The organism is Candidatus Accumulibacter sp. ACC003 (assembly GCF_907163085.1).
Classification (GTDB): Bacteria; Pseudomonadota; Gammaproteobacteria; order Burkholderiales; family Rhodocyclaceae; genus Accumulibacter.
In genome coordinates this window covers 514,343-534,845 of the sequence record NZ_CAJQTX010000001.1, presented here as the reverse complement: position 1 = coordinate 534,845, position 20,503 = coordinate 514,343, and the positions used below count along the sequence as shown (strand labels likewise).

General features: G+C 63.6%; 18 protein-coding genes and 4 pseudogenes. 7 read left to right on the top strand and 15 right to left on the bottom strand.

The window, feature by feature from the left end:
- Window positions 1-73 precede the first annotated feature (73 nt).
- Window positions 74-295, bottom strand: coding sequence for a hypothetical protein (locus QZ656_RS02380; RefSeq protein WP_291991874.1), 222 nt, complete (start codon window positions 293-295; stop codon window positions 74-76).
- A gap of 326 nt (window positions 296-621) precedes the next feature.
- Complete coding sequence (locus QZ656_RS02375) at window positions 622-912, bottom strand: hypothetical protein (RefSeq protein WP_291991873.1); 291 nt, start codon at window positions 910-912, stop codon at window positions 622-624.
- Window positions 913-1,349: 437 nt separating this feature from the next.
- Here QZ656_RS02375 and QZ656_RS02370 point away from each other — a divergent pair, with 437 nt between their 5' ends.
- Both QZ656_RS02370 and QZ656_RS02365 read left to right on the top strand, forming a co-directional pair.
- The gene (locus tag QZ656_RS02370; protein WP_291991872.1) at window positions 1,350-2,051 is read left to right on the top strand and encodes a Crp/Fnr family transcriptional regulator; all 702 of its coding nucleotides are present in this window, start codon (window positions 1,350-1,352) and stop codon (window positions 2,049-2,051) included.
- Window positions 2,052-2,204: 153 nt separating this feature from the next.
- A complete protein-coding gene (locus QZ656_RS02365) occupies window positions 2,205-2,483 on the top strand; it encodes a hypothetical protein (protein WP_291991871.1) in 279 nt (92 codons plus the stop codon).
- A gap of 99 nt (window positions 2,484-2,582) precedes the next feature.
- Here QZ656_RS02365 and QZ656_RS02360 read toward each other — a convergent pair whose 3' ends face one another.
- From QZ656_RS02360 to QZ656_RS02305, 12 genes and pseudogenes are all read right to left on the bottom strand, one after another.
- Window positions 2,583-3,464: a nickel transporter gene (locus QZ656_RS02360; RefSeq protein WP_366522079.1), complete on the bottom strand. Its 882-nt coding sequence runs from the start codon at window positions 3,462-3,464 to the stop codon at window positions 2,583-2,585.
- Window positions 3,465-3,695: 231 nt separating this feature from the next.
- Window positions 3,696-4,361 carry an ABC-type transport auxiliary lipoprotein family protein gene (locus QZ656_RS02355; RefSeq protein ID WP_291991870.1) on the bottom strand — a complete coding sequence of 222 codons (666 nt, stop codon included), beginning with the start codon at window positions 4,359-4,361 and terminating at the stop codon, window positions 3,696-3,698.
- Window positions 4,358-5,302, bottom strand: coding sequence for an MlaD family protein (locus QZ656_RS02350; protein ID WP_291991869.1), 945 nt, complete (start codon window positions 5,300-5,302; stop codon window positions 4,358-4,360). Before QZ656_RS02350 ends, QZ656_RS02355 begins: the two co-directional genes overlap by 4 nt.
- Window positions 5,299-6,135: pseudogene (locus QZ656_RS02345) on the bottom strand (ATP-binding cassette domain-containing protein). Before QZ656_RS02345 ends, QZ656_RS02350 begins: the two are co-directional and overlap by 4 nt.
- A 1-nt stretch (window position 6,136) precedes the next feature.
- Entirely contained in the window at window positions 6,137-7,000 is an 864-nt protein-coding gene (locus QZ656_RS02340) for an ABC transporter permease (RefSeq protein WP_291991868.1), read from the bottom strand.
- A 202-nt stretch (window positions 7,001-7,202) separates the two neighbouring features.
- Window positions 7,203-7,946 carry a Crp/Fnr family transcriptional regulator gene (locus QZ656_RS02335; RefSeq protein WP_291991867.1) on the bottom strand — a complete coding sequence of 248 codons (744 nt, stop codon included), beginning with the start codon at window positions 7,944-7,946 and terminating at the stop codon, window positions 7,203-7,205.
- 1 nt (window position 7,947) lies between these two features.
- Entirely contained in the window at window positions 7,948-8,781 is an 834-nt protein-coding gene (locus QZ656_RS02330) for a response regulator (RefSeq protein WP_291991866.1), read from the bottom strand.
- Window positions 8,775-10,865, bottom strand: coding sequence for a PAS domain-containing hybrid sensor histidine kinase/response regulator (locus tag QZ656_RS02325; protein WP_291992113.1), 2,091 nt, complete (start codon window positions 10,863-10,865; stop codon window positions 8,775-8,777). Before QZ656_RS02325 ends, QZ656_RS02330 begins: the two co-directional genes overlap by 7 nt.
- A 51-nt stretch (window positions 10,866-10,916) precedes the next feature.
- Window positions 10,917-12,092 (bottom strand): annotated as a pseudogene (locus QZ656_RS02320) (CHASE3 domain-containing protein); the annotation flags it as partial.
- Between the two features lie 242 nt (window positions 12,093-12,334).
- Window positions 12,335-13,282 carry a hypothetical protein gene (locus tag QZ656_RS02315; protein ID WP_291991865.1) on the bottom strand — a complete coding sequence of 316 codons (948 nt, stop codon included), beginning with the start codon at window positions 13,280-13,282 and terminating at the stop codon, window positions 12,335-12,337.
- Between the two features lie 257 nt (window positions 13,283-13,539).
- Window positions 13,540-13,674 (bottom strand): annotated as a pseudogene (locus QZ656_RS02310) (helix-turn-helix domain-containing protein); the annotation flags it as partial.
- A 129-nt stretch (window positions 13,675-13,803) separates the two neighbouring features.
- The gene (locus QZ656_RS02305; protein WP_291991864.1) at window positions 13,804-14,094 is read right to left on the bottom strand and encodes a nucleotidyltransferase family protein; all 291 of its coding nucleotides are present in this window, start codon (window positions 14,092-14,094) and stop codon (window positions 13,804-13,806) included.
- A gap of 146 nt (window positions 14,095-14,240) precedes the next feature.
- On the opposite strand from QZ656_RS02305, the pseudogene QZ656_RS02300 reads away from it, so the two are divergent.
- Window positions 14,241-14,351: pseudogene (locus QZ656_RS02300) on the top strand (Tn3 family transposase); the annotation flags it as partial.
- Between the two features lie 378 nt (window positions 14,352-14,729).
- Here the strand turns inward: QZ656_RS02300 and QZ656_RS02295 are convergent.
- Window positions 14,730-15,047 (bottom strand): hypothetical protein, encoded by a 318-nt coding sequence (locus QZ656_RS02295; RefSeq protein ID WP_291991863.1) that lies wholly within the window; start codon window positions 15,045-15,047, stop codon window positions 14,730-14,732.
- A gap of 280 nt (window positions 15,048-15,327) precedes the next feature.
- On the opposite strand from QZ656_RS02295, the gene QZ656_RS02290 reads away from it, so the two are divergent.
- From QZ656_RS02290 to QZ656_RS02275, 4 genes are read left to right on the top strand one after another with little or no spacing between them, the layout of a single operon-like run.
- Window positions 15,328-16,362: an efflux RND transporter periplasmic adaptor subunit gene (locus QZ656_RS02290; RefSeq protein ID WP_291991862.1), complete on the top strand. Its 1,035-nt coding sequence runs from the start codon at window positions 15,328-15,330 to the stop codon at window positions 16,360-16,362.
- Window positions 16,362-18,230, top strand: coding sequence for an ATP-binding cassette domain-containing protein (locus tag QZ656_RS02285; protein ID WP_291991861.1), 1,869 nt, complete (start codon window positions 16,362-16,364; stop codon window positions 18,228-18,230). The genes QZ656_RS02290 and QZ656_RS02285 overlap by 1 nt, the downstream gene beginning before the upstream one ends.
- Before the next feature lie 47 nt (window positions 18,231-18,277).
- Window positions 18,278-19,384, top strand: a complete 1,107-nt coding sequence (locus QZ656_RS02280) for an ABC transporter permease (protein ID WP_291992112.1) — start codon at window positions 18,278-18,280, stop codon at window positions 19,382-19,384.
- 5 nt (window positions 19,385-19,389) lie between these two features.
- The gene (locus QZ656_RS02275; protein WP_291991860.1) at window positions 19,390-20,499 is read left to right on the top strand and encodes an ABC transporter permease; all 1,110 of its coding nucleotides are present in this window, start codon (window positions 19,390-19,392) and stop codon (window positions 20,497-20,499) included.
- Window positions 20,500-20,503 lie beyond the last annotated feature (4 nt).

Sequence of the window (20,503 nt, the reverse complement as noted above, 5' to 3'; positions counted from 1 at the left end):
CACGAGGGTCGCGTTGGCTGCCGGATCAGCGTCAGGAGCCGGCGCCAGGCGCCTGCCGGAGGCCAGGCGCGCATCACTTCTTCTTGCCGACGTCGTGGCCGATGACGCCGCCGACAGGGGCGCCGCCGACGGCTCCGACGGTGCTGCCGTCCGGAAGAGTGGCTACTCCGAGCGCGTCGGCGCCGGCGTCGATGCTGCTACTCTTGTCCTGCTCCGCCATCTCCGCACAGGCACCCAGGCCGAACAGGACAGCGGCGGCGAGTGCGCTGAACCCAACTCTCCGAATCATTTTCATCGACTTACCTCTTGGTAAAAAAATGCTGTTTATGGCACGTCTTGCCTGGTCCATCACGGCTTGCGACAGGCGGAGCAAACAGTTGGTTCGTTTCGCCATGCGCACGCTCTTTGCAAGCCTTGCGCATCGCCACGGCGCCGTCGTCCGTCCCGGACCTCTGCAGGCTACGCAGAACCGCTCTGGCGGTCTGTCTGCCAGCGAACATAGGCGTACCGGAGGGTGCGGGCTTGCGCAACGGCGCACAGCGAGGGGCACGATCCAGGGCCAGCAATCAGCCAGCGAATTCAGAACCTTTTCTGTATGGCGCTTCGGCGATGCCAGACCGCTCAGGCGAGTTCGTTGATCGCGCTCTGAATGGCGTCGTCTACCAGTTGCCGATCAGCGGCGCCGTCGCCGAGGATGGACTCCCATTGCAGACGCATATAGCTCGAACGGCTGCGGCTTTTCAGCACCAGCGTCTGCCGTCCGCGCGCCTCACCGACGGCGAAGTCGGTGGCATAGCCGAGGAGGTCGTGCACGCCGTTGTTCCACATTCCGGCCTGGACGGCAGCGATGATCGCCGCCGTGCGCCGGTGAAACTCCAGAGCCACTTCGATCGTGAATTGACGGTTTTCCATGCGGGTTCCAGTGATTGGTTGGCAATTGCCATCAGGCGGTGGTGGAACGGCTGCGGTCGATTCCCCGTTTCTCACCACGAGTGGCCAGAGACTGCGCCGAGCCCCCGGGCTGGTCTGTGCGCTGCTGCACATAGCGACTACCGGGGAGGTGTGTAGTCAAGACAGCTCGAACCCTCAATCCCGGAGCATCGGCGACGTCGTCGGATCGCTGCTGACGGATGGGCGAAGAACCGCGCCGCTGGCGTCGCACGCCCGACGTTCAGCGCCCTTGTGTGCGCCACCGCCCAGACCGCCGTCAAGTTTCATTCCACACTTTGCGCCATGACGTATTTATGCGGGCGACGCTGTGCACTCGTCGCCCGCATCCGACACCGAGATTGCAGCACCGTCTTTACAGCTAACGCTTTCCTTTTTGCATCGCGAGGGACGACGTGCCAATGACCAAGTCTTCCCCTGCTGTCAATCGTCTGATCGACGCTCTGCCGCAAAAAGGCCGGCGGCGTCTACTGGCCGCCGGTGAGCTGGTCGAACTGAGCTTTGCCGAGGTTCTGGCCGAACCCGGCGAGCGCATTCGCCACGTCTTCTTTCCCACCACCAGCTACATTTCCCTGCTCACGCCGATCGACGGTTGTGCCAGCCTGGAGGTCGGTCTGGTCGGTGACGAAGGTATGCTCGGGATCTCGCTGGTCCTCGGGGTCGATGTTTCGCCGCTCAGCGCGCTGGTCCAGGGCGACGGCCTCGCACTGCGAATGGACACGGCGTCGTTTCTTCGTGAACTCGGACTCTGTCCGGCGCTGCAAGGCTTGCTCAAGCGCTACCTGCACGTGGTCATGGGGCAACTGGCGCAATCAAGCGCCTGCACCCGCTTTCATGTCGTCGAAGAGCGCCTCGCGCGTTGCCTCTTGATGACGCAGGACCGGGCGCACTCGGACGCCTTTCACGGCACACACGAATTCCTGGCGTCGATGCTGGGGGTGCGTCGAGTCGGGGTAACCAGGGCCGCCACTTCGCTGCAAAATCGCAAACTGATCCGCTACAGCCGTGGGAATATCACGATTCTCGACCGCGGCGGCCTCGAAGCCGCTTCCTGCGGCTGCTACGAGGCCGACAACGCCACTTACGCGCGCGGAATGGGCTAGCAGTGAGCGGGCCGCCCTCCTCTGCCAAGATGCGCCGAGACAGCCAGGCGTGAGCTCAGGTGGACCAGGCCGGACGTGGCGCGGAGCTCAGGAAAGGCGCATGATCGGCCAAGGTCGGCACATCGGCGGCCGGCGGTTCAAAAGGGAGAGGGTATGACAACCAGAATCAAGATTGGCGCGGCCGAAGTCCAACTCGGCGATTTGATCTACAACGGTCTCGGCACCAGCAAACACCCAACCGATACTTGGGAAACGATCACCCAGATCAATGTCGTGGATGGCCTGATCTTGCTGATTACCGGCGCTCTCAGTGGTCCGCACGGCGAGTTCTGGTACGAGCCCGATGAAGTCGTGGCGGTGATTCGCCACCCGCCCGAGCTGCCCGAGCCGGTGCCCGCCAAGCCCCACAACAAGCACTCGCACGGACACTAAACGGCGGTCGTTCGGAAGCGTTCTCAGGCACTGCTCACTGGCGTCGGCCTGAACTTCCGGGCCACTGCGGCGCAGGCGCAAAGCGCGACTTCACGGCCGCTAATAGCGCCTGGCGGCCACCGCCACGTGCCTGCGTGCAAGCCGGATGGCCAGCAGGAAACTGACAGCGACCAAGCACACCATGGCGACCCCGAAACTCAGTTCCTTGCCTGTGCTCCAAACGTCGATCCCGGGCATGCTCAGTTTCATGACGCCGAACGCACTGACCAACAGGCTGAGGCTGGCAACGACGAGGCCGATAACGCGTGAAGCGATCACGGCAGTCTGATCAGCCCGGGCGATCAAGCGGGCGATCCACAAGCCGTTGATGCCGTCGGTCAGCAGCATGCCGAGCATGAACAGGAGGGCGAGCATCAACGCTTGCTGCCAACCGCCGAACTGCGTTGCCGTTAGCGCGAAGAAGGCGGCTTGCGACATGGTGTCGAATGAAAGGGCGAACAGCGCGCCAACCAGCGCGACCAACAGCGGGTGGGAAACGTGGCGCAGCCTGCCGAGAACCCGCCCCTTGAGGCCAATCGGCCGGACGATCTCGTTCGGTGCGGCGCGCAACACGGCCGCGAGATTCAGGCCGCCGAGCGCCGCCAGAAAAACAATCGAAATCAGTGCCCCGAGCGTATCGAAGCACTCGGGCACCTGCCAGTGACCGGTGAGGGCCGAAACCCCGAGGGCGATGAGCAGAACGACGGCGCCGTGCCCGAGCGAGAACAGGGTGCCGCAATAGCGGGCCAGACGCGGACGGGCGTGGATGTTGAAACGGGTCAAACCATCGATGGTCGCCAGATGATCGGCGTCGAATCCGTGTTTCATGCCGAGGACAAGGGTCAGAGCCAGCAGTGAAAGCCAGTCGGTCGGTAACGCAGGCATGGCGCATCCCGTATGGAAGTTGTAAATATTCTCATACGCTGGACGGCGGCGAGTCAATGCGCCGTTTTACGTAGCTTCCGCAAGACCCAGAGTTTCCTTTTTTTGTCAGCGCGCAGGACGATGGTGGACAGGCAGTGCTGGCTCGATTTCAGGAGAGCACTTTAGTAGCCATGCCTGCGTAGCGGCACGCGTCGCCCCAGAAAAGCAAGCGGCCAACGGCCTGCCGCAGCCCGGGCACGCGCTGCCCGACGGATGGGTTGAGCAGCCCCGGGGCGCGGCGTGCCGACGCTAGCGTTGCTGATCGGCCGCCGGCTGCCATTGCGTGGCCGCATCGGCGCAAAAGTCGGCCAGTTTTCCGAGCACCACCGGCGTTGCACGATTGGCCGCGACGACGGCGCCGTGGGGATCTTCGCTGGCGACCGCGACGCTCTCGTCGAATTCACGCCAGCTCAGTACCTGGCGCGTCGCGTTGTCGACCAGGTAGGCGCGCAGCGTCAGTCGCACGCGACTTGGCGCGCTGGCCAATTCACGCTGCAGGCGAATGATCTCGGTGTCGAGTCGCAGCTCGCCGGCGGCGACGCTCGGCGTCAGGATGACGGCACGGAAGCGTCCGCGCGACTCGAGCGCGGCGACGATCAGCGGGGCGATCATGTGCGCCGGCGGGTCTATCCATTCGCTGTGCGCATAGTACTCAAGCTGATGCGCCGTGCGCACATAGACGATGCGCTGGCTTTTGAAACCCGACGCGGCCTGCGGTGGATTGACGATCAGCGTCGCCGCGGCAGGCGCTGCTTTCGGCATTTCCGCCGGCGCACCCGGTGCGTCGAGGCGGGCGTTGTCGAGCGAATAGAAGGCCGGCTGCTCGCTGGCCGTTGGCCGCAGCGCGCTGCAGGCGCTGGTCAGGGTGAGCACCAGCGCGGCAGCAAGCAGCCGGAGGATAGTTGGGTTTCTCATGGCTTTCCTTTTTCTGCGCGGCTTGATGATTCGCCCGGACCTTCGGCCACTGGCCGGCGCCCGAACAGCAGGCTGGCCGGATTACGTTCGGTCTGCTCGGTCAGGCTGCGCAGCGAGGTCGACAGGGCGCTGAGTTCGCCGAGCAGGCGCTCGAGTTCGGGCAAGGTTTCGGCGCTGAAGCGCTGGACGTCGGCGCCGATCGAATTGACCGTCTTGCCGGCGCTGGCACTGGTGCGGGTGACTTCCTTGGCCATTTTTTCGATGGCCGAGGCACTGCGATCGACGCCTTCGATGGCCGGCCCGAGTTTTGCCGACGCGCGTGAGCTGTTTTCGAGTGTGCGTCCGGCATTGGCGATTCCCGCGTCAATCGTTTCCTGGCGCGCGGCGATGGTGTGCGCGACGATGGCAATGTCGGCCAGCGCGCTCTTGAACGCCGCCTGATTTTCGGCGCTGAGCAGGGCGTTGATGCTGCCCGAGGTGCTGTCGAGCTTGCTCAGTACCCGCGTCAGGACGTTTTCCAGACGCGCGCTGATCGACGGCTTGCTGCGGATCAGTGGATAGCGGTTGCCGTCGGTCACCGTCAGCGGCGCTGCGTCGCGTGCGCCGCCGGAAAGTTCGACATAGGTGATGCCGGTCAGTCCCTGGGTTTTCAGAACGGCGACCGTATCCTGCTTGATCGGCGTGCCGCGCTCGATGGCAAAGAGCAGGATCACCCGTTGCGGATCAGCCGGATCGAGCTGGATTTCGCTGACCTTGCCGACATCGACGCCGCTGTATTTGACCGGTGCATTGAGGTTGAGACCGGCCACCGACTCTTCCTCGACGGTCAGGTAGAGGTCGTATTTTTTCTGCCAGGCGCCACCCGAGGCGAGCCACAGGGCGGCGGCAAGCAGCGCGCCGCCAAGGATCAGGACGAAGGCGCCGACGAGCGTGTAATTCACTTTGTTTTCGATGATGGTCTCCCGTCAGGTTTCGAGTCGGCCGGCGGCGGCATTGCGCTGCCCGCTCCTGCTGGCTTGCCCTGCGCCGCCCGGCCGCGCGGACCGTCGAAGAAGGCGCGGATCGCCGGCTTGTCGAGTTGCGCGAGTTCCGGCATCGAACCGATTCCGGCTATCTCGCCGTCGGCGAGGACGGCGACGCGGTCGGCCACCTGCCACAGCAGGTCAAGATCGTGGGTGATCATGACGATGGTCAGGCCAAAGAGCGCGCGCAGGCTGAGCACCAACTGGTCGACCTCGCCGGCACTCTGCGGGTCGAGGCCGGCCGTTGGCTCGTCGAGGAACAGCAGTTGCGGATCGAGCGCCAGCGACGCCCGCTTCATCATGCCGCCGGAGAGCTCGGACGGGTACTGCGCGCCGACCTCGGGGGCCAGGCCGGTCAGCGCCAGCTTGCAGGCGACGATCTGATCGATCAGGCGATCGTCAAGCCGGGTGTATTCGCGCAGCGGCAGGCCGACATTTTCGCTGACCGTCAGCGAGCCGAACAGGCCGCCGTGCTGGAACATCACTCCCCAGCGCTGGCGCAGCGCCAGGGCCTACCGCTCGTCAATCGCCTCGAGGCTGACGCCAAGGATGCGGATCGACCCCGTGTTGGGACGCTGCAGCAGGATCATCTCGCGCAGCAGGGTCGATTTGCCAGAGCCGCTGCCGCCGATCACCGCGAAGATCTCGGCGCGCCGGACTTCAAGGTCAATATCGCGATGCACCACCTTTTCGCCGAAACTGGTCGACAGCTTGCTGATCTCGATCACCAGAGGCTCGGCCGCGGCGCCCATCTCAGAGGTCCAGCGCACTGAAGGCGACCGAGAACAGGGCGTCGGCAACGATCACCAGAAAAATTGACTGAACGACGCTGCGCGTCGTCTGGCGACCGACGCTGTCGGCGCCGCCATGGGTGCGGAAACCCTGGAAGCAGCCAATGATGGCGATGATGGCGGCGAACACCGGCGCCTTGCCGATGCCCGTCAGGTAGGCGCTGACGCTGACCGCCGTGACAAAGCGATCGAGAAACTCGCCGAAGCCGACGCCCAGTTGCGAGCGCGCCATGATCATGCCGCCGAAGACGCCGAGCAGGTCGGCAAACAGGGTCAGCAGCGGCAACACGATCAGCAGCGCGATGATTTTCGGCAGCACCAGCAGTTCGAGCGGGGCGATGCCGAGCGTGCGCATGGCGTCGATTTCCTCGGTCACCGACATCGTGCCGATCTGCGCGGCGTAGGCTGAACCCGAGCGGCCGGCGATGATGATGGCGGTAATCAGCGGCGCGAACTCGCGCAACATCGACAGCCCGACGAGATCGGCGACGTAGATGTTGGCGCCGTATTGGCGCAGCTGGTCGGCGCCCTGGTAGGCGACCTGCTGTGCGACGGCGTCGAGCAGGCGCGTAAACTCCGGACGCAGACCGCGCAGCTCGCTGCCCGCTCCTTCGCCACGCCGCAGGTATTTTCGCAGCAGCCAGGCGCCCACCGTATCGAGCGCGTCGATTCCGGCGGCGTCGATGCGCAGCGTGGCCGCGGCCGCCAGCGCCTTGAGTTCCTGCTCGATGGCCGCGACCCCGAGCGCCGTCCACGACCCCGACAGCGCAAGTTCCCGGGCGGTCGCTTGAGTGATTGCAGCGGGCGTGATCGTCAGGGCATCCATGCGCCCGAGAAGAGATCAATGTCGGCGCGTCGTTTGTTCGCCAGCGAACAGAACTGCAGTCGCCTCTGGCGCCGCACGCGAAACGGCGTGACAGCGACGTGGGCCAGCGTCCGCTACCGCCGCAGCGACCTCGCAAGCGCTGTCAACATCTCAGAATCAGGCGCGCCATAGAGAACCGTGCGGCGGCGGAAGTTCATGCAGACTATATGCCCTGGCGATACTGAATATCGGAGAGCAGGCGGCTCATTTCTTTCTTGACCACGGCGTAGCACTCGCAGACGCGGGTCTCGAGAGCGGATCGGTCAAGAACGGCAATGTGGCCACGCCGGTAACTGATACAACCCGCGCGCTGCAGCTTTCCGGCCGCATCGGTAACCCCTTCCCGGCGCACGCCGAGCATGCTGGCGACCAGTTCCTGGGTCATCACCAACTCGTTGGTCGGCAGGCGGTCCAGCGTCATCAGTAGCCAGCGGCACAGCTGCTGCTCAAGCGTATGGCGCCGGTTGCACACCGCCGTCTGCGCCATCTGCGTCAGCAAGGCCTGCGTGTAACGCAGTAACAGGCGCTGCAGGAGGCCGGCACGATTGAACTCCTGCAGCAGTTTGTGTTTCTCCAGCCGGTAGGCGTAGCCTGCAGTTTGCACTACGGCCGAGCTTGATGTGGTGTTCCCGCCCATGAACAGCGACACACCGACAATGCCTTCACAACCGACGCCGGCGGTTTCGGCCGTCGCGCCAGACTCGGTGACGTAATGCAGCGAGACGATGCAGTTGGTCGGGAAATAGGCGTGCTGCAACTGTCCGCCGGGTTCGTAAAGCATCTGCCCGAGAGGCATCGGAACCAGTTCCAGTTGCGCCGCCAGCGGCTCGAATTCAGCCGTCGGCAAGGCGCCGAGAAGATGGTTCTGATTCGGACCAGGCGCCGTTGAACTGCCCCGTTCGTTCATTTCAATACTTGCCGGTGAGTTCGACGCCAATTCCTCGGTAACCGAGGAATCGGCACGACTGATTGAACATCGGCTCGCCGCTGACCTGAAACTTCTGCTGCGAGCCATCGGCATTGACGCGGGTGAAGACAAAGTCCAGGAAAGGTTGCCGGGCGGCAATCGTCGCCTGCAGCAAATCCCGCTCGGCCTCATTCCAGCCGGCCACTTGCCTACCGACGTCGCCATCGGCATCGCCGCTGAGCGGGTCGACGCGGATGCCAAGCATCTCCAGCACCGGGCCGGAAACCTTGGTGAAGTTCATGTTCTCGTCCTGCTCCCAATACCAGTCGGAAGCCAGTTCGGTCAGGCTGCGATAGCGGGCTTCGCTTTCGCGCAGCTCGGCGGTACGTTCCTGCACGGTTTCTTCCAGCTCCTTGTTGTAATTTTCGAGCTTCCTGTACAGCAGCCGAACCTCCAGCAGGTTGCGGATGCGCGTCTTGACCTCCAGCAGATCGAAGGGCTTGCTGATGAAATCCCGGGCGCCGGCCTGCAGCGCGCGCAGCTTGTGGCCCGGCTGGGCGGTGATCACCAGCACCGGCAGAAAACTGTCCACGGTGTTGGTCTTGAGGCCTTCCATCACCTGGAAACCATCCATTCCCGGCATCTGCAGGTCGAGCAGGATCAGGTCGTAGCGGTTTTTTCGATGCAGCGCGCAGACCTCGCGCGGCTCCATGGTCGAGCTGACAGCGATGTAGCCGGCCTCAAGCAGCATTAGCTCGAGCAGACTGACGTTGGCTTCCTGATCGTCAACAATCAGGATTCTGGCGCCAAGGATTTCGGACCCGGTGATCAACATTCGGCTTCCTTGTGGGCGGCGTTGCGACGCTCGGCGGTGGCAAATTGCAGGGCCACATCCAGCGCAGACATGAATTCCGCTACCTTGATCGGTTTCGTGAGATATCTGAAGAATCCGGCTTCGAGTCCCTTGTCGATATCGCGCTGCATGGCATTGGCACTGAGCGCGATCACCGGGATGTGGGCTGTTGCCGGGTCTTGAGCCAATATTTTAAGCGCCTGCAGGCCGCTGATTCCCGGCAGGTTGATGTCCATCAGGATCACATCCGGCAGGGCGTCGCGCGCAATCTTGATGCCCTGGTAGCCGTCGGCTGCGCTCAACAGGTGAATATCAGGCCGGCGCGCGATGAGGTCCTCGATCAACATCAGATTGGCCGGGTTGTCCTCGACGTAGAGCAGCGTGCGCAGTGCTGCTGCGTCGGCAGCGAGCAAAGGGTCAGGTAGCGGCGTTTCGGCCGCGGCAGCGAGCACCTGCGGTTCAGGAATCAGCTGCAATTCGATCCAGAACACACTGCCTTCGCCGACCGTGCTCGCAACGCCGATTTTGCCTCCCATCCATTCAATCAGGCGCTTGCTCACCACCAGCCCGATACCGGTGCCTTCGGTGTCATTTTCCTCTTGTCCGAGACGGTTGAAGGGCTTGAAAAGTTGCGTAAGCTGTTGCGGAGAAAGACCTGCGCCGCTGTCCCGGACACTGATACGAAGCAAATCCTGATCGATCCGGCTAGCCGTGACGCTGACCGATCCATCTTCCTTGTTGTACTTTATGGCGTTGGAAAGCAGGTTGATGAGTACCTGCTTGACGCGTGTCCGGTCGGCCTGGACAAAACAGGGTCTTGCGAAGCGCTCGAAAGTCAGATCGATACCGCGCTTTTTCGCCTGCGGCTCGATCATCGCCTCGCATTCGAACATGACTTCGCTCAGCGCCACCGGCTCCATCGACAGCGACAGCTTGCCGGACTCGATCTGCGCCAGATCGAGGATTTCATTGATCAGCTCGAGCAGATACCAGCCGGCCTTGAGGATCTGGCCAATGCTTTTGTTTTGCGCGGGCGTCGGCAAGGGCGTGCCGGATTCGAGGAGTTGGGCAAAACCAAGGATCGCACCGAGCGGTGTACGCAACTCATGGCTCATGCTGGACAGAAACTCCGATTTCGCGAGGTTGGCTTTTTCGGCGACGATTTTGGCCTTCTCAAGCTCGACGTTCTGGTCCTGCAGAGCCTGATCGAGCCGTGCCCGCTCGGTTTCGATGCGCTTGCGCGCGGTGTTGTCGGTGCCGATCAGCAGGTAGCCGATGATCGCGTTTCGGGCATCGCGCAGGGCGGTGACCGAGACCAGCGCCGGCAAGCGGCTGCCATCCTTGCGGATGTAGGTCAGCTCGTAGATGTCCTCGATGCCGCGCGAGGCCTTGAACACCAGGGCCTCGAAGCCCGGTGCAATCGGCGTTTCCAGCTCGGCGCTGAGGGTCTGTGCGCGCTCGATGACTTCCTGCGGGTCAGAAATATCCGCCGGGGTGATCTTGTTCATGACGTCGATCGCGGCGAAGCCCAGCATGCGCTCCGCACCGACGTTGAAGATCTGAATGACGCCGCTGGCGTCGGTGGCGATACTCGAGAAATTGGCACTGTTGAAAATCGCTCGTTGCAGGGCGCCGGCCTTGTACAACTCCTCTTCCACCCGCTTGCGCGCGCCGATGTCGCTGATCACGATGCGCGTGACCGAGCCGCCATTGTCCTGTGCCGCCGTGGCTTCCAGACGCACCCAGAAAGGCGTGCCGTCGTTCCTGAGCATCTGCAACTCGCACGGCGCCGCCGCACCGGTCTCGCTGAGCTGTTTGCGCAGCAGATGGAAGGTATCCGCGCCGGCCCTGGAAATGAAACGGGAGAAGGCTTGCTTGACCAGCTTGCCGCGGGCCACACCCAGCAAGCTGGCGGCGGTCAGGTTGGCCTCCAGGATCAGCCCGGAACTGGCCGCCTCTTCGCTCAGGGTGCAATAGCCGACCGGCGCCAGGTCATAGAGGTCGAAATAGCGCAAGCGCGAAGTTTCCAGTGCCTCCCGCGACTGCCGCAGTTCCTCGTTCTGCATCTCCAGTTCGACCTGTTGCACCTCCAGGACATGCTGCAACGCATAGTCATCGCTGACATCGCGGAACACGAGCACGGCACCGACCACCTGACCGTTACGGTCGCGAATCGGTGCGCAACTGTCGGCGATATCGCTCTCCCGACCATCCCGCGCAATCAGTACCGTGTGATTGGCCAGGCCCTGGATGGTGCCCTGCGCCAGTGTTTCGATGACCGGGAGGGTGACGGGTGCACGTGTTTTCTGGCTGATGATATGGAAAACCTCGCCCACCGGCAGGCCGACGGCCTGCGCCTGCATCCACCCGGTGAGTTGCTCGGCGACCGGGTTGAGCAGCGTCACGCGTCCTTCGGCATCGGTGGCGATGACCGCGTCGCCGATCGAGTCAAGCGTCACGGCGAGCTTTTCCTCACGGTCGCTCAGGGCAGCGTTAGCCTGTTGCAATTGACGATTCGTCGCCTCCTGAATCTCGAGCAAATGCCGTGTTTCGAGATGCAGAAAATCCTTGAAGCGCTGTTGTGTCTGGCGATAGACCAACCAGGCGAAGGCCATGGCAAACACCAGGGCCAGCAGACTGGCGGCGACAATGAGTGAAAACATGCGCCGCATTTCCACCTGGAATTCTGCTTCGCGCTGCGCCAGCAGCTTTTCTTCCATTTCGGTAAAGTCGCGCATTTCGCTACGGATCGAATCCATCAGGGTCTTGCCCTGACCGCTGCGTACCAGCGTCATGGCGGCCGACATCCCGTGCTGGCGACGCAGTTCGATGGACTGCAACATTTCAGCCAGTTTCGCTTCGCTCAATGGCGCGAGCGCATCGAGGTGTTTCTGGGCCGCAGCAACCAGGCTCAGCTGCCGCAACTCCTGCAGACGGGCACTGACGCTATCGCGCTGGAGCCGATGCAGTTCCAGAAAAGATTCGTCACCGGTCAACAAGTAGCCGCGCTGACTGGTCTCGGCATCGATCAATGCCGACAGAAAACGGCCGCTATCCGAAATGACCGCGAAGGAATGCTTGCGCACAGCGGCCGCTTCTTCGATCTGCCTGAAGGTCCACAGCGATAAGAGAATCCCCAGCGCCACCAGCAGGACTGCGGCAACAAACCAGGCCAGCGTTTTATGCGTCGCTTTCACGAGAAAACGGCCTGCGTCGCTGCCGGCGTCCTTGTTGCTGATGCTCACTTTGAAACTTCCCCGGGCATGTCCAACCTCAATTAGATAAGCGTGCATCAGTCTGGCGCCGTGCATGACGCACGGTTGGCGCCGCTCCTCGCCTGTTTATACACGCATCCGGCAAGAATGGCGTTCAGGTCGTTTCGAGTCGAGCCCGCTGCGGCGGCTACCCCTGCCGGGGCCAGCGGCTGCCCCACCACCTGCTACGCCGCCGCGGGCGGGCAAATCCGCTCGGCCGGGCGGGCTCGGCAGCTGGCGGCGACAAGTCGGGGCGCAGAGCAATGCGCCGCGGCTGCCACTCACTTGCCGTGGCCCTGGCCACGGTTGTCCGAATCATTACCCTGCCCGCGCCCGTTATTCTCGTCCCTGGGCGGCGATTTTCTGTCGTGGCCCGAGCCCTGGCCCTGCTCATTGGCTTGCTGCGAAGGCGGCTTGCCATCCGGCGGGCCTGACCTGCGGGCGGACTGGGGCGATGCGCCCCGATCTTGGTTTTCGCCGTCGCGGTATTGCGCCTGGGAATGCTGCCCCTGCGGCGTCGGGGGCGCCCGCCGCTGCTCCGACTGCGGCGGCTTGGCGTGTTCCCTGGCCCGCGGCTCGGGGCGCTGTCCCGGCTGCTCGTCCTGCATTTCCCGCTGCCGGGCGGCAGCCGGAGGGTGGCCGCGCTGGCTCTCATACTCGTGGCGCACCACCGGGTCGCGCGGCTGATAACGGTACTTCTGCTGATGGAGTTCCTGTTGCCGTTGCCGGTCGGGATAGTGGTCTCCGGCATAATTCCGCTGATAGTGCGGTAGCGGCGCCGGGGCGGGAGCGGACTGGCGATTCCAGTGGTCCCAGCCGCGTCGTTGTTGTGACCAATCCTTGCCCCAGTGATCGCCCCAACGCGGCGGCGAGTTCTCCTTCCAGCCCTGGAAGTAGGCCGGCGGTTGGCGGTAATAGCGTACCGGCACACGCAGAATGTAGAGCGGCACGCGCTCGGGGCCGACCTGATCCCACGGCCCCTTGTACCACGAGCTTGCGTACCAGTTGTTGCCCTGGAAAACCCAGTACAGGCCGTCGTAGAAGAAGAAATTGGCGTCCACCTGCGGCGCGTAATAAACCGGGTAGCCAGGAATCCGCTCAAGCTCTGGATAGACCGGCAGGTTGATGCCGATGCTCACATTGGGAAGCCCAATGGCGATGCTCAGCTGGGCACTGGCCGGCGCCAACGCGCCCAAGGCCAGGCACAGTACGATGACTTGCTTGCGCATTCTCTGATCCTCCGTTCAATAGCCAGGACCGCCGCCACCTGGCGACGACCGAAGTCGCTTTGACCGCCATTCCCCGGGGTCGGGGCGCGGCCCTGAAAATTCCAGGCGTGTGCTGTCCCGGGAAAGCATGATCACCTTCTTGGGCGTCGGCGTCTGTGCGTTGTCGAACACAGTCCGATCGCCGCCGCGATCAGTGGCCGGCAAGAGAAACTCGGCGGCCTGAGCGGCGTCGTCTCATAAAACGGAAAAATCGTACGCTAAGCCTGCGTTGAGGCTGGCACCCAGCGGTACAGCGTAGGAACGGACACGCCGAGGTTATTGGCCACGTCCTTGGCTGGCACGCCGCTGGCCAGAAGCTTCCTGGCTGACTCGATCTTGCTATCGGTCATCTTGGTAACGGCCTGCTGGGTGCGCTTATCGATCGGTAACGAAGTCGTCCTTGGCCACCCCGTCCACGAAGCTGCGCGCATCCGCTGCAGCCTGCTGTATGTGATCGATGTAATCGGTAAGACGGTTCTCATTCATACCGGTTGCGCCTCGGCAAGTACCTTTGCGCGAAACTTTGGCGGCAGGTCGCCTGGGGTTAGCAAGTCAACGTGAACGCCGAGCAGCGATTTCAATTCGTCTTCCAAATCGCCCAAGTCCAACAAGGTAGCACCAGGCAGCGCATCGACCAACAGATCAAGGTCGCTGCCGTCCCGGTCGGTGCCATGCAGCACCGAACCGAAGACGCGCGGATTCGCCGTGCGGAAACGGCTTACCGCTTCGCGCACCGCGCTTCGCTTCATGTCGAGCACAACGGACGGTCGCATGGGAATTCTTTCTTATCGAAACTCATGGCAATGGTAAGGGATCGAGAATAGCGTTTCAAGGATGACAAATCGCAAGGCATTGATTTCGCGGGCCGCGCGGAATGGCCGGGCAGGCTTGTCGCAAACCTGTCTTTTCAAGAAGAAGGAACACGGTCTACCTAAAGCGGGTAGCGCATGCGCCGCGCGGCAACGGCCATGCCGTCGATGACGCGCTGTTGCACGACCTGTCGCCGCTGGGCTGGGAATACATCGACCTGAACGCCGCGCTCGAGGCTTGTGCGCTGGCCAAGGTCTTCGGCAACCGCGCCGGGCTCGATTCCTTGCAGGAAGCGATGGCCGGTGGCAGCAGCCGCAAGCGTAAACCGACCCCGGTCGCCGCTCCCTAAGAGCCGCGCCAGGCTTCGCGCTCGGCGCGCAAGGCTAGCAGCTTCAGGCGCAAGGCTCCGAGCCTCGCCGGCAAGCCTCAAAGGCTTGGCCGCAAGCCTCTGAACCTCGCTGTGCAAGCATCAAAGCCTTGGCCGCAAAGCAAAAAGCCTTGCGCGCAAAGCGTCGATGCTCGATCCAGATGAAAAACAAGCCCAAGTACAAGCTTCGCGACCTTGCGGGCAAGGCTTTGCGCTTTGCGCGCAAGGCTTTTAGCTTCGCGCGCAAGGATCAAAGCTTCGAGGTGCAAGCCTCTGCGCTTTGCGCGCAAGGCTAAAAGGCTTGCGGGCAAGGCTTTTTGCCTTGCGCGCGGAGTTCAGAGCCTTGCCGGTGCAGTTCGCTGTGACGCGCTTCGGGAAAAAACCTTCGCCGCTGCGCTTCTCGGGCCGGCGAACGCAGAAAAATGGCTTGCGGGCCAGGCTTTTTGGCTGCCGCGTGACGTTCAGAGTCGTGCCGGGACAGTTCGCCGTGACGCCGATCGAGCAGAGAGCTTCGCCGCCACGCCTATTGGGCTGACGAATGCCGATCAAGCGCTCGCCCCGGCGGAGCGGTCTGCGGGTCGGTGGGATAAAGGTCGGACTTGTCGGCGCACCATTCCCGGAGATTGCCGTGCCTTTGGCCGACACCGCAGGCTGGGCGTCATGGCCTCCCCCACTACCCCGGCCCTTCTCCCGCAGAGGGGAGAAGGGAGTCTCGTGAGTCGCGTACGCGCCTTTCGCAGTAAGGTCATGCTTGCAGTGATGGGGCTTGACGGTGTATCACGGAGCAATCTGCCGCGCGACAACTGCAAATTCCCATGATCGAGACCGCATGAAACGCCCAATACTCCTGGCATTGCTGGCCATCGCCGTGCTCGGCGGTGGCGCTTTCTACTGGCAGCGCAGCCATCGCCAGCAGGCGTCCACGACAGCCCTCGCGCTTTATGGAAACGTCGATATTCGCCAGATCCAGCTGGCTTTCAACGGCGCCGACCGGATCGATCGGATGCTCGTCAGGGAGGGCGACGCGGTTCGCCAGGGGCAGTTGCTGGCGACGCTCGACAGCACCCGGCTGGAACAGAATGTTGCGCTGCTCGAAGCGCAGCTGGCGGCGCAGCAGCAAGTCGTCGCGCGCCTGCAGCGCGGTAACCGGCCGGAGGAAATACAGAAGGCGCGGGCCGACGCCGAGGCCGCCCGGATCGACGCTCGAAACGCCGAACGAAGGTATCGGCGACTCGCCGATCTGGTCGCCCGGCAATTCGTCGCCCGCCAGCAGGCAGACGACGCCAAGGCCGCGTCCGACGCGGCCCAGGCCAGGTACGAGGCGGCGCAGGCGATGCGTCACCTGCTCGAACTGGGTGCGCGCGTCGAGGATGTCGCCGCCGCGCAGGCGACGCTCAAGGCCAACGAAGCGGCGCTGGCGATTGCCCGCAAACAACTCGCCGATGGGTCGCTTTATGCCCCTGCCGATGGCGTCATTCAAGACCGCATCCTCGAGCCGGGCGACATGGCTTCGCCGCAGCTTTCGCTGTACACCCTGGCGCTCACCGATCCGATCTGGGTGCGCGCGTATGTGCCGGGACACGATCTGGGGAAGATTTACAGCGGCATGCGCGCCGAGGTCAGCACCGACAGCTATCCCGGCAAACGCTATCGCGCGTGGCTGGGATACATCTCCCCGAGCGCCGAATTCACGCCGAAATCGGTGGAAACCAGCGAGGTGCGCTCGAACCTGGTCTATCAAGTGCGGGTGTTTGTCTGCAATCCCCAGAATGAACTGCGCCTCGGCATGCCGGCAACGGTGTCCATTGCCCTCGATCAAGCCGAGTCCGGCGCAGCCGCGGCGCCTCCTTGCCAGGAGCAGTGATGCCGCCAGGTGGCGCGGCCCCGTCGACCAGGCCTGACTCGCCGGTGGACCACGGCGAGCCGGTCGCGCTGGAGATCAAGCAGCTCTCCAAGGCCTTTCAGGCAAGCAACGGGCGCGTCGTTCAGGCGCTCGACAAGGTCAGCTTTAGCGTTCGCCACGGCCGCGTCAGCGGCCTCATCGGCCCGGACAGCGCCGGCAAGACGACGCTGATGCGCCTGGCGGCCGGCTTGTTGCTCGCCGATAGCGGCAGCGTCACGGTGCTCGGCAAGGATGCCGGCAGCGAGTCGCTGCAGGTGCAGGGCAGCATCGGCTACATGCCGCAACGTTTTGGCCTCTATGACGACTTGACGGTGCAGGAGAACCTCGACCTCTACGCCGACCTGCAGGGCGTTGCGCTGCCTGATCGCGGCGACCGCTATGGCGAGTTGCTGCAGATGGCGGGGCTTGAACCGTTTACCCGGCGCCTGGCCGGAAAGCTCTCCGGGGGAATGAAGCAGAAGCTCGGGCTGGCGTGCAGCCTGGTGCGCCAGCCGGCCTTGCTGCTGCTCGACGAGCCCACCGTCGGCGTCGATCCGCTGTCGCGACGCGAGCTGTGGGCGATCGTCAATCGCCTGGTGCGCAACGAACAGACCACCGTGCTGCTGAGTACGGCGTATCTCGATGAGGCGGAACGTTGTGACGAGATTTTTCTGCTGCATGACGGGCAGCTCCTCGATCAGGGCGACCCGAAGATCCTCCGCGATCGCCTGCAGGGCAGGATCTTTTCGGTCAGCGCCGAGAAGCTGTCCAAGCGGTCGCTGCACGCGCAGTTATCGCAGGCGCCCGGCGTCGTGGACGCCGTCATCCAGGGCGAGCAGGTGCGTCTGGTGATGGCCGTGGCGACGCCCCCCAGGCTCGCCGCGCTGCTGCCGGGGATCGAGAACGCCCGCATCAGCGCCGTGCCGCCACGCTACGAGGACAGCTTCATCGCGCTTCTCAAGGGCCAGCCGCATGCGGATGGCTTGGATAGTCCTGATGGTCCGGATAGTCAGGATAGCGCCGCACCTGCGCCAGCCGCCGCGCCGGATGCGCGGCCCTCGACGCCTACGCAAGATGCCGCGGCGATCATTGAAGTGAATCAGCTCGAGCGTAGTTTCGGCAGCTTCCGCGCCGTCCGGAACGTCAGCTTTGCCGTCGCTGCGGGCGAGGTCTTCGGTTTGCTGGGCGCCAATGGCGCCGGCAAGACCACGACCTTCCGCATGCTCTGCGGCCTGCTGCCGGCCAGTGGCGGCAGCCTGCGCGTGGCCGGCGTCGACCTTCGCCACGCGCCGGCCGCGGCGCGCGCCCGCATCGGCTACATGTCGCAAAAGTTTTCGCTCTATGGCCACCTCAGCGTCGCCGAGAACCTGCGCTTTTTCAGCAGCGCCTACGGCTTGTCGCGGCAGCGGGCCGAACAGCGCATGCGCTGGGCGATGCGCGAATTTGCCCTGGCGCCGCTGGCGGCGACGGCCAGTGGCGACCTCTCGCTCGGCTACAAACAGCGTCTGGCATTGGCCTGCGCCCTGATGCACGAGCCCGATATCCTGTTTCTCGATGAACCGACATCGGGCGTCGATCCGCTCGCGCGCCGTGAGTTCTGGCAGCGCATCAACACGCTTGCCGAGCAAGGCGTGACGATCATGGTGACCACCCATTTCATGGAAGAAGCCGAATACTGCGACCGCCTGGCGATCATGGTGGCGGGCGAGATCCTGACCATCGGCACGCCGACCGCGATCAAGCGGCAGGCGCGTAGCGAAGCCCTGCCCGACCCGTCGATGGAGGATGCCTTCATTGGCCTGATCGAAGCGCACAGCCGCGCCGAGAGTCAAACGGAGCCCGCCTCGTGAACGAGCGCTCGCAGCAGAAGCCCTCGGCAGCAGCCGGCAAATCGGCGATGCGCCTGCGCGGTTTGATCCGCAAGGAGTTCCTGCAGATTTTCCGCGACCCGAGCAGCATCGCCATTGCCTTTCTGATGCCCGTGGTGTTGCTGCTGCTGTTCGGCTATGGCGTGTCGCTGGACTCGGAATCGATACCGGTGGCGCTGGTCGTCGAACAGCCGAGTGCCGATACCGCCAGCTTCACCGCGGCGTTCAACCAATCGCGTTATTTCGTACCCACTTCGTACGCCAGCACGCAGGCGGCCGAAAGCGCGATGATGGCCGGCAAGGTCCATGCCGTCCTGGTGTTGCGCCAGGACTTCGCGCAGCGCCTGCGCGGACCGGGCAGCGCGCCGATTCAATTGATCGTCAATGGCGTCGATGCCAATACGGCCAGAATCATTTCAGGCTATGTCGAGGGCGTCTGGGGGCGCTGGCTGGAACACCTCGCGCTGGCACGCGGCGAGTCGCTGGCCACGCCCGTCCGCATCGAGCAGCGGGTGTGGTTCAACAGCGAGTTGCGCAGCCGCAATTTCCTGGTGCCGGGCCTGATCGCGATCATCATGACGCTGATCGGCGCCTTGCTGACGGCGATGGTGATGGCGCGCGAATGGGAGCGCGGCACCATGGAAGCGCTGATGGTGACGCCGGTGAGCATGCACGAAGTGATTCTCGGCAAGCTGATTCCCTACTTCATCCTGGGACTGGGCGGCCTGGCACTTTCCGTGGCCATGGCGCTGTGGCTCTTCGATGTGCCGCTGCGCGGCTCGCCCTGGTTGTTGTTCGGCGCATCGGCGCTGTTTCTGCTCACCGCACTGGGTATGGGCCTTTTCATCTCGACCATCGCCAGGAGCCAGTTTGTCGCCGGGCAGATTGCCATCATCACCACCTTCCTGCCGGCTTTCCTGCTGTCCGGATTCATCTTTGATATCGGCAGCATGCCGGCCATCGTGCAAACGCTGACGCACGCCATTGCTGCCCGCTACTACGTGGCGATCCTGCAGACGGTGTTTCTCGCCGGCAATGTCTGGAGCGTGATTCTGCCGAACGTCTTGGGGCTCTGCGTATTGGCCGTCATCTTCCTCGGTCTGACGATCCGTAAATCGCGCAAGCGGCTGGAGTAGAGGCGATGTGGAGACGCATTTTCGCCCTGGCGATCAAGGAGTTCCTGACCCTGCTCAAGGACAAGCGCAGCCGCGTGGTGATCTTCGTGCCGCCGCTGATTCAACTGATGGTCTTTGGTTACGCCGCGACCTTCGACCTCAAGCATGTGCCCTTTGCCGTCTTCAACGAAGACCGCGGCACGGTCTCGCGCGAGCTCGTCGCCGCCTTTCACGGCGCGCCCAGTTTCGAGGAAGTGGCGCGCCTGAGGCAGGACCACGAGATCGCGCCGATGATCGACAGCCAGCAGGCGCTGATGGTCATCCGCATCGGGCCGCGCTTCAGCGCCGACCTGCTGAGCGGGCGCTCGGCGCCGCTGCAGGTGATCGTTGACGGCCGCAATTCGAACACCGCGCAGCTGGTGGTCAACTATGCGCAAGCGATCGTCAAGGGCTTCAACAGCGACTGGATCGCCAGCCACGGCGGCCGACCGCCAGCGGCGGTGATCGAGACCCGCGCGTGGTTCAATCCCAACCTGGAAAGCCGCTGGTTTTTCGTCCCCGGCATCGTCGGCCTGCTGACGCTGCTCGTCACCATGCTGGTGACGGCGCTGTCGGTGGCACGCGAGCGCGAACAGGGGACCTTCGACCAACTGCTCGTGACGCCGCTGCGGCCGGGCGAAATCCTGCTCGGCAAGGCCTTGCCGAGTTTTGTGATTGGCATGGGCGAAGCCACGGCGATCATTCTGGTCGCCGTCTTCTGGTTCCATGTCCCGCTGTTGGGCAAACTGCTGACGCTGTATACCGGCGTCGTCTTGTTCCTGCTGTCGGCTATCGGCCTGGGCCTGATGATTTCATCGCTCGCCGTCACCCAGCAACAGGGATTGCTCGGCGCCTTCTTCTTCCTCGTACCCGCGATCATCCTCTCGGGTTTTGCGACGCCGATTGAAAACATGCCGTCGCTGGTCCAGCATCTGACGCTGCTCAACCCCATGCGCTATTTTCTGGTGATCTTGCGCGGCGTCTTCCTCGAAGGCACGCCCTTCGAGCTGCTGCTCGAACCGTTTGTGGCGATGGCGGCGATTGGCGCGGTCGCACTGGCCGCCGCCACCTGGCTTTTTCGCAACCGGATGTACTAGCCGA